Below are 12,725 nucleotides of genomic sequence, written 5' to 3'. Positions count from 1 at the left end.
CGGCCGCTGTCTACGGCAGGAGGTTGGGGATCGCGAGCTCACGCATCTGATCCCACGGCTCGGTCCACCCAAGGCGATCGAACAGGCCGTCCAGTAGCATCGCGGTGAAGCCCCAGACCAGGTGCTCGCCCGTGTCGGTGCGCACCTGGAACGCCGGTGCGCGGTGAGCGCGTGGACCGCGATCGATGACGGTGCATCCACGATTGGCGGGGTCGAGCAGGTCGGCCACGGGCGCCCGGAAGACGGCCGACGACTCGCCTACGTCGACAGCTCGCACCGGCGACGGCTCACGCCACCATGCGAGGACCGGCGTGACGCGATGCGACGAGTACGGCAGCGGGACCTCTGCGAGGGTGCCCAGAACATCGACGCCGTCCGGGTTGACACCGGTCTCTTCCTGAGCCTCCCGCAGTGCGGCGGCGACGGGACCGGAGTCAGCGGGCTCGAGCCTGCCCCCGGGAAAGGCAACCTGTCCCGCGTGCGAACGCAGCGTCGTCGCCCGCGCCAGCAGAAGCACGTCGAGGTCGCGGGATACAGCCGCAGCGCTCGCGCGGTGAGCGCTCGGCGCGTCATCGAGCACCCCGAACAGGATGAGGACCGCAGCCCGCCTCGCGTCGGGGTCATCCGGGAAGCCGAGGAGCGCCGCCAGGCTGTCGCGGGGCGCGACCGTCGGATCTGTCGACACGAGATCGAGCAGCTGCCGACGGGCGCCCTGAAGGTCAGCGGATGCCGCTGCACCGGTCTTCGTCGAGGCGGCAGTGACCGGGCCCGCTGCGTCACGGGAGTCGCCTGTCATCCGTCCAGGCTACGACCGCCGACCCCTGACCGGCCCACGGCTGGCACATTTCAGGGCACGGCACGGCCCGCCTGGAGGGACCACCGATGCGCGGTGTCGCGTCAGCATCCCCACCGAGGCGGCGCGCGGGGACGCCGACGCGGCGTTGGCTACCCGCGCAGGTGGCGCGATCATCGCGGCTTCGCTCATCAGTGCCGCGACGATCGGAATACGCTCCTGTGGAGGCGCTAGACCGCCGCCTCAAGACCTTCGCGGTGCGTGACCGGATCCGTTTCGTCCCATCCGTAACGCGAGCGCACCACAGCAGCGGCAACGCGAGGCCATGACGCCCAGCCCGAGAACGTGCGCTCGGCCAGCGTCAGGAGCGAGCGCGCAGCATCCTCGACGCTCTGTGCCGTTGCGGTGGCAAGTTCCCGGGCGAGCGTGGGGTCGACCTGCTCAAATCGCCGGCGCGGGTCGAAGTGGTCTGGACTGGGTCGATCCGGATACCGAACAGCGAAGACGAGGTCCAGAAACGACTCGACTGCCTCGGACCGGATCACATCACCCGCACTGACGAGCTCGCCACGCCGCGCGCGCCCGACGCCGATGAGAATGTGGAAGAGGAAGGACACAGCAACGACCTCAGCACGGGATCTCTGCCGCGCTGGAGTTGCTGAAGCGGCCCGCTCGATCGCGGCGCTGAGTCCCCCTTCGTCGTGCAGGATGCGTGCCGCATGCAGGGGAAACTCAGCGAGGGCGTTGAGGTCTACGACCGCGAACTCGATGGCGCGCCCATCACGGAAGATCCCGACGAAGCCGTCGTGCCATTCGCGCTCGAGCGCCACGAGCTCGTTCGCATCGGGCAGCCAATCAGCGGATTTCCGCAGCGGCTCTACGGCGTCGGGGCGCGCGACAACAATGACATCGTGATCGGACCACTCATCGGCCCGGTCCGGGTCCGCTCCCGAGCCGACGAGCGCCGCTCCGAGGATCTGCGGATGAGCCTGTGCAACGCACGCGATCCTGGCTGCGTATGCTTCGAACGCTTCGTTTGTCACCGGATGCCGCCGAACAGCGCGATCAGATCTGCCGCAGCCTCGGATTCTGCGCGAACGAAGACGGGAACCTGATCGATCGAAGCACGCGCGATGATCGACTGGGAGCCGGCGTGCTCAGCACCGGTCCAGGCGTCACGCCAACGACCCTCGGGCAGGTACACCGACCAGGATTCGACGCCCGGCTCAAGCACGGGAGCGACCAAGAGGTCAGAGCCCAGCATCCATTGCGTTCCGCTCCACACACGCTCGTCGGTCGGCCAGTCGAAGAACAGCGGGCGCATGAGTGGGCGGTCCGTCGCAATCGTCTGTCGAGCAGCCTCCGCGAGATACGGAACGAGGGCCTCGCGAAGCTTGACGAAACGCCGCGTCAGCGGGATGACCCGTTCGTCACCGGACCGCTCTGCGACGTTCCAGGGGGTGCGGTCGCGCGACGGGAGCCGGTGGTGGTTGAACTCGGAGTGGTACTGCATGATCGGCACGAAGACCGACGCACTCATCGCCCGGAGGTACAGTTCGGCATCCGGCACGTCTCCCGAGAACCCGGCGATATCCCACCCCCAGTAGACGATGCCGCTGGCAGCTGCCGACAGCCCAGCGTTCATCGACCAGCGGAACGCCTCCCAGGTGCTGTTCTCGTCGCCGGCCCAGAACGCGCCGTGCGCCTGCGAACCCGAGAATCCCGCACGGCTGAACGTCACCGGTGCTTTGCCTGCCGACTTCAGCAACTCGCCGTACGACGCGGCGTAAGCGACCGGGAAGGTGTTGTTCTTCTCGTCGCCGGTTCGCCCGTCGAGGTAAACGAGTTCACTCCCCCACGCGTGTTCGCCGCCGTCGGTCTTGAACCCGTCGATGCCGACATCCTCGACGAGGTAACGGCGCTTATCGGTCCACCAGCGCGCCGCCCGCTCGTCGGTGAGATCCGGCATGAGGCCGAGCGGGAACCACCATCCCCGGTTGCGATACGGTCGCAGTCCGCCACGCGGGTCAGGCTCCCGGATGAGCACGTTCTCTGCGATCGCGGCGCGGGCATCGGCTGCCGCCTGCCCGACCGGATGCGGACGCATCTTGATCAGCGGAATCTGCCACAGGTGAACCGTGACGTCGCGACGGTGAAGTTCGTCGACCATGCCTTTCGGATCTGGCCACGCCCCCTCAGCCGGGAAGGTGAAATCCGAGAGTCGGTGAGGCGCACCATCAGCGGTGGGTTCGTATTGGGAATCGCGGAACGCGGTGAACGTCGACTCATCGCTCCACGCCTCGATCACGACCGATCCGACCGGGATGTCGTGCTCGCGGTGCAGATCCATCTGCCGCATGACCTCGGCTTGCGTGTTCCACTCGTTGCCACTGGCCCACAGGCGGAACACCCACGACGGCAACTCCGTCGCTCGTCCGACACCGTCGAGGAACCCGTGCAGCACCTCGACGGGCGTGCCGGCGAACAGGCGAAGCGGCACGGTCCCGTCGGGCCCTGTCTCGGCCTCGACAAGGATGCGGTCAGCCGCGGAAGCGCCGACGTCGAACCACACGCGCCGCGACGTGTCGACGTGGAATCCCCAGCCCGAGTCACCGACGACATGCGCGAAAGGCATCGGCATGTACGTCTTGCGTTCGGCGCCCTGCGACTTGTACTGCTCGAAGACCACAGAGTCCAGCCGGGTGCCGGTCTGGTCGAGAGCGTCGTATCGCTCCCCGAAGCCGACGACGCGCTCGCCCACCCGCAACGGCAACGCGAAGCGCACGCGCCACGCCCGGTCTCCGTCGTGGAGCACCTCGATACTTCCGGGAACGACTGTTGACAATCCGTTGACCGCCACAGCCTCGGGACGCGATTGCCACTGCGCTGCGCGGAATGAGAACCACCGGGTCTGCTCGTTCGCTCCGTTCTCCCGGATTGCTGAAAAGCGGTACCGGTATGACCCACCACTGCGCAGAGCGGGCGTCGTCACCTGCCATCCACCCGCCGAGCGCGCGAGGCGTGCGGCAGCTGAGGCGAGATGACCGCCATCTTCAACACGTCCGCGCGAGGCTCGCTGGACCCGCTCGAGCGGCAGTTCGGCGGTCTCGACCGTGCCATCGTCGCCGTGCCACTCCAGAACGCAGGTGACGGACATGGCCGCGGCATCCGTTCTGACGCCGAGCGTCGCTGTCGAACCCACGAGCGGGACGATCGGAGACCGCTGCTCAGTGTCGACAGCGTACGGGTGCCCCGAGCCTTTCGGGCGGTGACGGATCATCGTGAGCCTTCCTGAGCGTTGGAGTTCTGTGCGACGAGCGCGAGCGGTGTCGGGTCAATGGCGCCGAGTTCGATACCCAGTCGAAGGAACATCGCATGGCTCCACAGCAGGGGGGTGGCAACCGGGCCCCAGCGGTCGATCCATTCCTGACGCATTCCGGGAGCGATCAGGTGACCCCCCACTTGCTCGGGCAGGTCTCCAGCCGCGGTCGCAGTGTGGGCGGCCCATGCGAGCAGCTCCAGCGCACGGCCGCGATCGCCCGCGGCGAGATGGGCGAGACCGAGGAAGCAGCTGAGCAGGGGCCATTGCCCGCCACCGAAGAAGGTGTCGCCGAGGTAGCGGTGCACTCCGCCATCGACGGTGAGATGAGATTCGAGTACCTCGATCGTGCGCCGCCCCACGGCCGAGCGCGCATCGATCACGCCCAGGGGCGCGAGCGCCGCGGCGAGGCTGCCATCGACGGCACTCGATCCCACCCACTTCACGAGGTGGCCGTCCGATACTCCACGCTCCGCTATGAACTCCGCGATCGCGCGGGCCGCGGCGTCAGCAGCAACCCGGCGGTCGCCCGAGATGAGATCGGCGTCGGATGCTGCTCGCAATCCCGCCTGCACGCACGCGAGGGTCGAAATGTGTACGTGCTGAGAGTGCTCCTCCCACCAGTCGTAACAGGGCCGCTGCCAGGAGGCGACGAGATAGTCGACAGTGAGCTCAACGGCGCCGACGAACCGGTCGCCGGGCAGCCCGTGGCGGGCAAGATGAGCCGTCAGCGCCCAGACCCAGGTGCCATAGCCGTCGAGCTGGAAGTCCCACCACTCGTCGGAACCGTCGTCGCCGCTGAACGTGAACCGTGCCGGAAGCATGTGTGTCGCGGGCACAGGGCGGCCCTCGGCAGCCTGCGCGACGATCCCCTGAATCGCGTGGCGGCGCCTCTCGAGCGTGCTCGCACACCATTCGAAGAATGCTGTTGCCGACTGCGCCGCTCCCGACACCGATGCGGCATCGGCGATGAAGGAACCATCGCGCAGCCAGCTGTATCCGACATACGCCGAAAACGTGGGGCTCGCAGGATACGCCCCTTCGGGGGTCTGCAGGCTCGTGATGAGGCGGATGCTGTGCTCAGCAAGAGCAGCGAACGAGTCGGGACGGCTTGGCGTATTGGCCACGGGATCCTTCTATCTGTGAACGGGGCAGGTCGTGCGCCGGACACGGGTGCCGCACCTGGTCAAGGCAACCAGGCGCGGCACCGCGTGGTGTGGCTGCTACTCGAGGAGGCCGGTCACCTGATCGGCAAGCGCAGGAATGGCATCGTCGGCCGACGCGCGTCCAGCGGCGATCTCGCCGAGGGTGTTGGTGACGTCATCCTGGATCTCGGTCGCATTCGTACCGAGCTGCGGTGCCACTGCGATGTTCTCGAGCGCCTCGAAGACCGCTGCACGGTTCTCGGGCGGGGTGAGCTCGAGGTACGGCGCCAGGAGGGCGTCATCGCTGATTGCGGGCAGTTCCCACCCGCTGCTCAGGCGAACATCGACCATCGTCTGCGACGAGGTGAGGAATTCCGCCCACTTCTGAGCGGCCTCCTTGTGCTCCGAGTTCGCCGAGACCACAGCGGCGTTCGAGAACACCGCGCTGGCCTTCTGCACGTCACCCGGCTCGACGGCGATGTCCCAAGCGAAGGGAAGGTCACCGACGAGGCTGATCATCCAGATCCCGGTGTGCCACATGGCCAGCTTGCCGTCCTTGAACAGGTTGGAGTCGAAGTCGGGGGTGCCGGCTCCGTCCTCAGCGGTCGGCATCACCGTTCCGGACTTCCCGGCGAGCCAGTTCGCCGCGCGCAGACCAGCCTCCGAGTCGAACGCGGCAGCGCTGTTGTCGGCGTTGAGGAAGTCACCACCGGCCTGCTGCACGGTCTTGTAGTACTCGTAGTAGCTGATCGGCTGGTAGTCACCCCAGACACCGGCGGCGGTGTCGGTGAGGGCCTCGGCCGCGGCCATCTCGTCGTCCCAGGTCCAGTCGGCAGTGGGATACTCGAGGCCCGCAGCGTCGAACAGATCCTTGTTGTAGAACAGCACGACATCCGAGAACGACGTGGGAAGCCCGTACTGCGCCCCATCAACGGCGTAGGTCTCGAGCACAGAGGTCCGGTATGCCGATGCGTCGACATCCGTCAGTTCTGCCAGCGCCCCGCTGGCCTGGATGTTCGGGAAGCTCCCTGCATCGACGTCGAACACGTCGGCCTGCGTACCAGCAGCAAGGTCAGTCTGCAGCTGCGTGAAGTAGTCCGAATACGGAGCAGTCGTGACCTCGACGGTGATGTCGGGGTTCTCGGCCTCGAACGCGTCGACGATCGTCTGAAGGTTCTCTTCGTTCCCGCCGTTGGAGATGAAGTTCGAGTAGGTGATGGTGACGGGACCGCTGTCGGTTCCGCCGTCGCCGGATGCCGAGCATCCTGCCAGCGCGAGTGCACCGACGGCTGCCATCGCCGTCGTCGCTACGAGTGTCTTTTTCATGTGATCGGGATCTCCTTCGATTCGGATGGGTGGTGAGGGGTTCGGGTGGCCTATTTCAGGCCGGTCCCGGCAACGCCCTGAACGATGTATTTCTGGGCGAAGACGTAGAGAGCGAACATCGGGATGATGCTGATGACGGATCCCGCCATGAGCACGTCCCACTGCGTGGAGTACTGACCCTGGAGGCTGGACAGCGCGACGGGCAGGGTCTGCAGCAGGGGGTCGCGCAGGATGATGAGCGGCCACAGGAAGCTGTTCCAGGTGTTCAGGAAAGCGAACACCGCGAGGGTCGCGAGGGCCGGTCGGATGAGGGGCAGCATGATCTGGAAGAAGATGCGGAAGTGGCCAGCACCGTCGAGGGTCGCAGCCTGGTCGAGGTCGTAGGGCACCGTGCTCATCGCCTGGCGCAAGAGGAACACCCCGAAGGCTGACGCGATCGTCGGGAGGATCGCCCCGAGATACGTGTTGATCAGTCCAAGCGTGCGCATCTCCGCGAACAGCGGCACGATGAGCACCTGGAACGGGATCATCATGGTCGCCAGGTACAGCAAGAAGACGAGGTTTCGGCCGGGGAACGGCATCCGGGCGAACACGTACGCCGCCATGGAACTGGTCACCAGCTGCAGGAGCGTGCTCACGACCGCGATGAGGATCGAGTTGACGATCACGCGGGCGAACGGAACGGAGCTGAACAGCTGGAAGTAGGGCTCGAACGACGGGTTCTCGGGGATGAGCTGCGGAGTCACCGTGAGGCTCGCACCAGGAGTGATCGAGGTCACGACTGTCCACAGGAACGGGAAGAGCATGACCAGCCCACCCGCGATGAGCAGCACGTAAACAGACGTCGTGCGAATCGCCTTAGTCATAGTTCACCCACTTCCGCTGTCCGTAGAACTGGATGAGGGTGACCACGAGGATCACGATGAACAGAAGCCACGAAAGCGCGGATGCCATCCCCGCCTGTCCGTAGCGGAATGTCAGGTCGTACACTTCGAGCACGACGACTTGTGTGGCATTGTTGGGGCCGCCAGCGGTCATGACATAGACCTGATCGAAAACCTGAAAGCCGTTGATCAGCGAGAGCACGATGACGAAGAAGGTGGATGGCGAGAGCATCGGCATCGTCACGTGAACCAGTCGCTGCCACCAGTTCGCTCCATCGAGCTCGGCAGCCTCGTAGAGGTCGGCGTTGATCGATTGAAGTCCCGCCAGCAGGATCACCATGACGAACCCGAGATCCTTCCACGCCGACGCGAGGATGATCGAGGGCATCGCCCAGGCGGGGTCTGCCCACCATCCGGGCCCGTCGATGCCGAACCAGGCAAGCACGGTATTGACCACACCCGTGCTGGGGTTCAGCAGCCACCGCCACACGAGCGCGACCACGACCCAGCTGGTGATGACCGGCAGAAAGTACACACCGCGCAGCAGAGAGCGACCCTTGAGCTTGCTGTTGAGAGCGAGCGCGAGGGCAAGGCCGCCGACGTAGACCAGCGGCAGGTAACCGACGATGTAGTAGAGGGTGTGCAAGAACGCTGCGCCGGTGGCGGGGTCGGTGAGCAGGTCGGCATAGTTGTCGAGGCCTACCCACTCCATCGGACCGATGAGGTTCCAGGAGTGAAGACTTGTCCACCCGGCGGAGATCATGGGGCCGAAGACGAAAGCCAGCAGCGGGATGAGGCTCGGCAGCAGGAATACGAGCACCGTCAGGGTGTACTTCGCCCGCTTCCCCCGCGGTGGGGTTCGCCTCTGCGTCCCACCACCCCGCACGCGCAGAGCGTCTGCGGCATCGGTCGATGCCGAGCGCAACGGAACAGTCGTCACCGATTCACCTCGAGGGACGTGACGAAACGTTCGCGAACGAGACGGCCCTGCTCACCCGAGACGCCGTGCGCGTCAAACGGCGTCGCGAGGACGAGCGCGGCAGCACCCTGTGCCCACCGGTCATCCAGCCACCGCTCCACGGCGACAGGAGTGCCGCGCTTGCCTGGAACGAGCGCTCCGCGCAGCGCCTTCTCGAACGAATCCGACCAGTAGTGCCACGCCTCAACTCCCTCACCGGACAGCACGACCACATCCGGATCAAAGAGGTTCACCGCACCGGCCAGAGCGCGGCCGAAGGTGTGACCCGCGTGCGCGAAGATCTCTCGGGCGTCAGCATTGCCGGAATCGGCAAGCGCGCGCAGCTCATCGATTCCCTCGTGCGCCCCCAGTAGCCGGATCGAACGAGCGTCATTGACCAGTGCGCCCTGACCGACGATCGCCTCGAGGCATCCGCGATTTCCGCACTGACAGAGCGGGCCGTCCTCGCGAACGGGCATGTGACCGAGATCGCCCGCGCCGCCTGCTCTGCCGCGCACGATGGCGCCGTCGGCGATGATTCCCGCACCGACACCGTTTCCGACGGTGACGACGAGCACGTTGTCTGATCCGCGACCTTGGCCGAAGAGGTGCTCAGCCACACACAGGGCGTTGACGTTGTTCTCGACGACCACGGGCAGGTCCAAACCCCGCCGCAACAGGTCTCCGAGGGGCACCTGGTGCCATCCCAACTGGGTCGAGTCGACAATGCCGACTCCCTGCTCTGCAACCGTTCCAGGCAGACCCACGCCGACGCCGAGGATCGAGGCGGCGCTGCCCTTCGCGATGAAGGCACGGATCAGGTCGATGAGCGTGGATGTCGCTACCGGAGACACCGCATCGAATTCGGCAGTTTCAGAGCGAGCGACGACACCATCGATGCCCACCTCGACGATCGCGACGTGGTCTGGCGCGACCTTGACGCCGAGCGCCGTCAGCCCACGGGCCACGATGCCGAGTCGACGTGCGGGGCGTCCACCGCTACTAGCGACTTCCAGCTCTTCGACCAGGCCCTCGGTCAGGAGGTCTCGCGTGAGCTGGGTGACAAGGGCCGGAGACACGTCGAGTGCCCGGGCAAGCTCGGCACGGGATGCGGGGCCCTGGCCGCCGAGATGCGCAAGGATCGCCGTCCGGTTGACATCCGCCGTGGATCGATTGACCTTCGCCACGTCACTCCCTTGTGATTACCCAGTTCCGTCACAACTTTGTTAAGTCGTGAATTAACCATAGAAGTAAGCACACTCGACTGTCAACTGGTCACACAGCCGCCGCGCAACGGCGCGCGAGGATCGACGTCTCGGGCGACGACCGAGCCACCCTCCTGCCTCCGAGGGCCCGAACGCACCTCTCAGGAATGCACGCTGATCGAGCTCCACCCGGAGAGTCGGCGCTGTTCGAACGCGTCGATCAGGATGTCCAGGGCGAAGCCGAATTCGGCATCCGCATCGCACTGCCCTGCAGCGCCCGGTGCCGTCATCGCCATGCGCACGATGTTGGGAAACGATGCCGCAAACGACACCAACGCTGCTTCCTCAGACAGGAGCGTTCCCCCCGATTCGGCCGCAGCATCGGATGCCGAGGGCGTCGGGAGCACGTCTTGCGTGAACCCCCACATGCGGGTGCTGAGCGTGTGCATGGCGTGATGAACGAGATCCGCCGACAGGCCCCCGCGGAACATGATCCCCATGAGCCGGTCCATGTACGCGAGCACGATCGGGGTCGCGAGGGTGCGTGTCTGAATCGCCTCGACCGACCACGGGTGCGACATCATCGTCGCTCGCGCGGCAAGGATCTGCTCACGCAGCGCGTCACGCCAATCGGCGCTCACATCGGGGTCGTTCGCGCCAGGCGCAGCAGAAGCCGGGTCATGCTCTCCGAGCTCAGGCGCCATTTCGAGGACGAGCTGATCGACCATGAGGTCGATCAGCTTCTCGCGATTGTCGACGTGCTTGTAGAGCGCCATCGGTGTCACCCCGAGCGCCTGCGCAAGGCGCCGCATCGTCATCGCCTCGAGCCCCACCTCATCTGCGAGCTCGACAGCAGCCGCTGTCACGCTCGGCGTCGTGAGCACACCACGCGAACTCGCTGCCGTCATGATGCACCCGCTGTCCGCACGACAACGCCGCGTTCTCTTCGGGAACTTGACACGTATACAACGTACACCTACAGTCGTCGATAGTCGTGTATACGTCGTATACCAACCCGCCGACCAACCCCGAAATGAGACAGCAATGCCCCGAATCCGCGCCCTCGCCCTCTGGGCCGGCTCCCTCTACCTCGTCACCCATGTCACCTCGGTCGCCGCAGCATTCGCCTACGCCGGGGGCATCGCCGAGTCATCCGTGGGACTGCTTCGCACGGGGATCGCGCTCGAGCTCATCCTTGCGATCGCGTGTGTTGCCAATGGCACCGTGCTCCTGGCCGCCCTCCGCCCGTCTGGGCCGGCAGCTGCCTACACCTTCGCCGGCCTGCGCACGCTCGAAGGCGCGATCATCGGCGCCGGCATCCTGCCGATACTCGCGCTCGTCTCCGTGCTCTCCGGAGCGATTCCGGGCGCCGACATCGCGATCGCAACCTCTCCCGACCCGACGATCGTCGCGAGCCTGGTGGGGATGCACGCCGCATCGTTCCTGGTCGGACAGGGCCTCGTCATCGGCGTGAACACCCTCGTGCTGTCGTGGCTCCTGTGGCGCTCACGCGCCGTCGTGCGCGGGATTCCGGTTCTCGGCGCCGTCGGAGCAACCCTCGTCTTGGTTTCCGACCTTGCACAACTGTTCGGTTTCATGGATCAGACGAACGTGCTTGCGGGCCTCGCCGCGGCGCCGATCTTCGCCTTCGAGCTGTGGTTCGCGGGCTATCTGCTCTTCGTCGGGTTCCGCCCGAGCGTCGAGCGTGCGCAGCTGGGCTAGGACGACTGCTCCCGGTCGACCATGGCACCAGCGTGCTCGGCGACCCAGTCCATGAGCGGACCGAGGCGCAGCATCAGGTCGCACCCGAGCTCTGTGAGCGAGTACTCGACTCGTGGAGGAACCTCGGGGTACGACGTACGTTGCACAAGACCGTCACCCTCGAGGGTCTTGAGCGTCGTCGCAAGCATCTTCTCGCTGATGCCGTCGATGCTGCGGCGCAGCTCTCCCCACCGGGCTGTGCCGTCGCCAAGCGTGAGCAACACCAGGACTCCCCACTTCGACATCACGTGGTCGAGCACGACCCGTGTGGGGCAGGCCGCAGAGAAAGCCCGCTCCCGAACATCCCGAATTTCCGCAAGACTTACTGACACGTGGGTACCTTACGAAAAAGTGGGTACCGTACGCAAGGAATGTGCGATCGCGGGTCCCGGTTTCGGCTCAGGAGCGCCGATGCGGCGTCACGATCGAAAGGATTCACCATGGCCATTCTCGTTACGGGCGCCTCCGGACATCTCGGCGGCCACGTCGTCAACGCACTCCTTGAGCGCGGCGTTGTGGCATCCGACATCGTCGCCGGCGTGCGCACGCCCGACAAGGCAGCCCCCCTCGTCGACCTCGGTGTTCACATCGCACACCTGAACTACGCAGAGCCCGCCACCATCGATGCAGCCCTCCAGGGTGTTGACCGTGTCCTGCTGATCTCGGGTTCCGAGGTCGGATCCCGGTTCGCGGGTCACCTCAACGTCATCGAGGCAGCGCAGAAGGCGGGCGTCGAGAAGTTCGTGTACACCAGCGCACCCAAGGCGACCTCCGCCGACTACGCGCTCGCCGCCGAACACCGCGCGACGGAGGAGGCGATTGCTGCCGCGGGCCTTCCCGCCGTCATCCTGCGCAACAACTGGTACCACGAGAACTACACGCAGGACGTTCTCGGAGCGGCCGAATCCGGCGTCATGGCCGCAGCGGCCGGCGAGGGGCGCGTCGCTAGCGCGAGCCGCCGCGACTACGCCGAGGCTGCGGCCGTCGCTCTGACCGAGGACGGGCACGTTGGTCGGGTCTATGAGCTCGCGGGCGACGTGGCATGGACCTACGACGAGCTCGCCGCCGCGGCCAGCGAGGTTCTGGACCGGGATGTGGCGTACGTTTCGCTGTCTGCCGCCGACAAGCAGGCACAGCTCGAGCAGTTCGGCCTCCCCACCGACGTCGCGCAGTTTGTCGTGGGAATCGACCTCGCGATCGCCGACGGGGTTCTCGCCGATACCGATGGAACGCTCGCGCGACTCATCGGTCGGCCGACGACGCCGCTCATCGAGGGCCTTCGCGCGGCGGTCGCCGAGGCGCAGCCCGCCGCATGAGGGCTCGCGGGTCCGGCA

General features: G+C 66.1%; 12 protein-coding genes. 2 read left to right on the top strand and 10 right to left on the bottom strand.

The features are described from left to right. Positions 1-10: 10 nt before the first annotated feature. The 9 genes from BGO47_RS02670 to BGO47_RS02630 all read right to left on the bottom strand — a co-directional run bounded on the left by BGO47_RS02670 (position 11) and on the right by BGO47_RS02630 (position 10,538). The gene (locus BGO47_RS02670) at positions 11-796 is read right to left on the bottom strand and encodes a CoA pyrophosphatase (protein WP_292708283.1); all 786 of its coding nucleotides are present in this window, start codon (positions 794-796) and stop codon (positions 11-13) included. Positions 797-1,023: 227 nt separating this feature from the next. After that, on the bottom strand, positions 1,024-1,836 hold the full coding sequence (locus BGO47_RS02665) for a hypothetical protein (protein ID WP_292708281.1): 813 nt from the start codon (positions 1,834-1,836) through the stop codon (positions 1,024-1,026). Then, positions 1,833-4,073 carry a TIM-barrel domain-containing protein gene (locus tag BGO47_RS02660; protein ID WP_292708279.1) on the bottom strand — a complete coding sequence of 747 codons (2,241 nt, stop codon included), beginning with the start codon at positions 4,071-4,073 and terminating at the stop codon, positions 1,833-1,835. Before BGO47_RS02660 ends, BGO47_RS02665 begins: the two co-directional genes overlap by 4 nt. Beyond that, positions 4,070-5,239, bottom strand: a complete 1,170-nt coding sequence (locus BGO47_RS02655; RefSeq protein WP_292708277.1) for a glycoside hydrolase family 15 protein — start codon at positions 5,237-5,239, stop codon at positions 4,070-4,072. The genes BGO47_RS02660 and BGO47_RS02655 overlap by 4 nt, the downstream gene beginning before the upstream one ends. Before the next feature lie 96 nt (positions 5,240-5,335). Next, on the bottom strand, positions 5,336-6,583 hold the full coding sequence (locus BGO47_RS02650) for a sugar ABC transporter substrate-binding protein (RefSeq protein ID WP_292708275.1): 1,248 nt from the start codon (positions 6,581-6,583) through the stop codon (positions 5,336-5,338). 50 nt (positions 6,584-6,633) lie between these two features. After that, complete coding sequence (locus BGO47_RS02645; protein WP_292708274.1) at positions 6,634-7,449, bottom strand: carbohydrate ABC transporter permease; 816 nt, start codon at positions 7,447-7,449, stop codon at positions 6,634-6,636. Next, positions 7,442-8,407 (bottom strand): sugar ABC transporter permease, encoded by a 966-nt coding sequence (locus tag BGO47_RS02640; RefSeq protein WP_292708273.1) that lies wholly within the window; start codon positions 8,405-8,407, stop codon positions 7,442-7,444. Before BGO47_RS02640 ends, BGO47_RS02645 begins: the two co-directional genes overlap by 8 nt. Beyond that, complete coding sequence (locus BGO47_RS02635; RefSeq protein ID WP_292708271.1) at positions 8,404-9,612, bottom strand: ROK family transcriptional regulator; 1,209 nt, start codon at positions 9,610-9,612, stop codon at positions 8,404-8,406. Before BGO47_RS02635 ends, BGO47_RS02640 begins: the two co-directional genes overlap by 4 nt. A 179-nt stretch (positions 9,613-9,791) precedes the next feature. Beyond that, a complete protein-coding gene (locus BGO47_RS02630; RefSeq protein WP_292708269.1) occupies positions 9,792-10,538 on the bottom strand; it encodes a TetR/AcrR family transcriptional regulator C-terminal domain-containing protein in 747 nt (248 codons plus the stop codon). Positions 10,539-10,674: 136 nt separating this feature from the next. On the opposite strand from BGO47_RS02630, the gene BGO47_RS02625 reads away from it, so the two are divergent. Further along, on the top strand, positions 10,675-11,352 hold the full coding sequence (locus BGO47_RS02625; protein WP_292708267.1) for a DUF4386 domain-containing protein: 678 nt from the start codon (positions 10,675-10,677) through the stop codon (positions 11,350-11,352). On the opposite strand, the gene BGO47_RS02620 is transcribed toward BGO47_RS02625, so the two are convergent. Continuing rightward, complete coding sequence (locus BGO47_RS02620) at positions 11,349-11,723, bottom strand: helix-turn-helix domain-containing protein (protein WP_292708265.1); 375 nt, start codon at positions 11,721-11,723, stop codon at positions 11,349-11,351. The two genes, BGO47_RS02625 and BGO47_RS02620, sit on opposite strands and share 4 nt — an antisense overlap. Before the next feature lie 108 nt (positions 11,724-11,831). Here BGO47_RS02620 and BGO47_RS02615 point away from each other — a divergent pair, with 108 nt between their 5' ends. Further along, positions 11,832-12,707, top strand: coding sequence for an SDR family oxidoreductase (locus tag BGO47_RS02615; protein WP_292708263.1), 876 nt, complete (start codon positions 11,832-11,834; stop codon positions 12,705-12,707). Positions 12,708-12,725 lie beyond the last annotated feature (18 nt).

The sequence above is a fragment of the Microbacterium sp. 67-17 genome (genome assembly GCF_001898325.1).
In the GTDB taxonomy this organism is placed as follows: Bacteria; Actinomycetota; Actinomycetes; order Actinomycetales; family Microbacteriaceae; genus Microbacterium; species Microbacterium schleiferi.
The sequence above is the reverse complement of the archived record's forward strand: the minus strand, read 5'-3'. Positions and strand labels throughout refer to the sequence as shown.

Excerpts from the sequence above, each read along its gene's own strand:
- BGO47_RS02650 (WP_292708275.1), bottom strand. The coding sequence starts at position 6,583 with ATGAAAAAGACACTCGTAGCGACGACGGCGATGGCAGCCGTCGGTGCA.
- BGO47_RS02645 (WP_292708274.1), bottom strand. The coding sequence starts at position 7,449 with ATGACTAAGGCGATTCGCACGACGTCTGTTTACGTGCTGCTCATCGCG.
- BGO47_RS02615 (WP_292708263.1), top strand. The coding sequence starts at position 11,832 with ATGGCCATTCTCGTTACGGGCGCCTCCGGACATCTCGGCGGCCACGTC.
- BGO47_RS02660 (WP_292708279.1), bottom strand. The coding sequence starts at position 4,073 with ATGATCCGTCACCGCCCGAAAGGCTCGGGGCACCCGTACGCTGTCGAC.
- BGO47_RS02630 (WP_292708269.1), bottom strand. The coding sequence starts at position 10,538 with ATGACGGCAGCGAGTTCGCGTGGTGTGCTCACGACGCCGAGCGTGACA.
- BGO47_RS02625 (WP_292708267.1), top strand. The coding sequence starts at position 10,675 with ATGCCCCGAATCCGCGCCCTCGCCCTCTGGGCCGGCTCCCTCTACCTC.
- BGO47_RS02670 (WP_292708283.1), bottom strand. The coding sequence starts at position 796 with ATGACAGGCGACTCCCGTGACGCAGCGGGCCCGGTCACTGCCGCCTCG.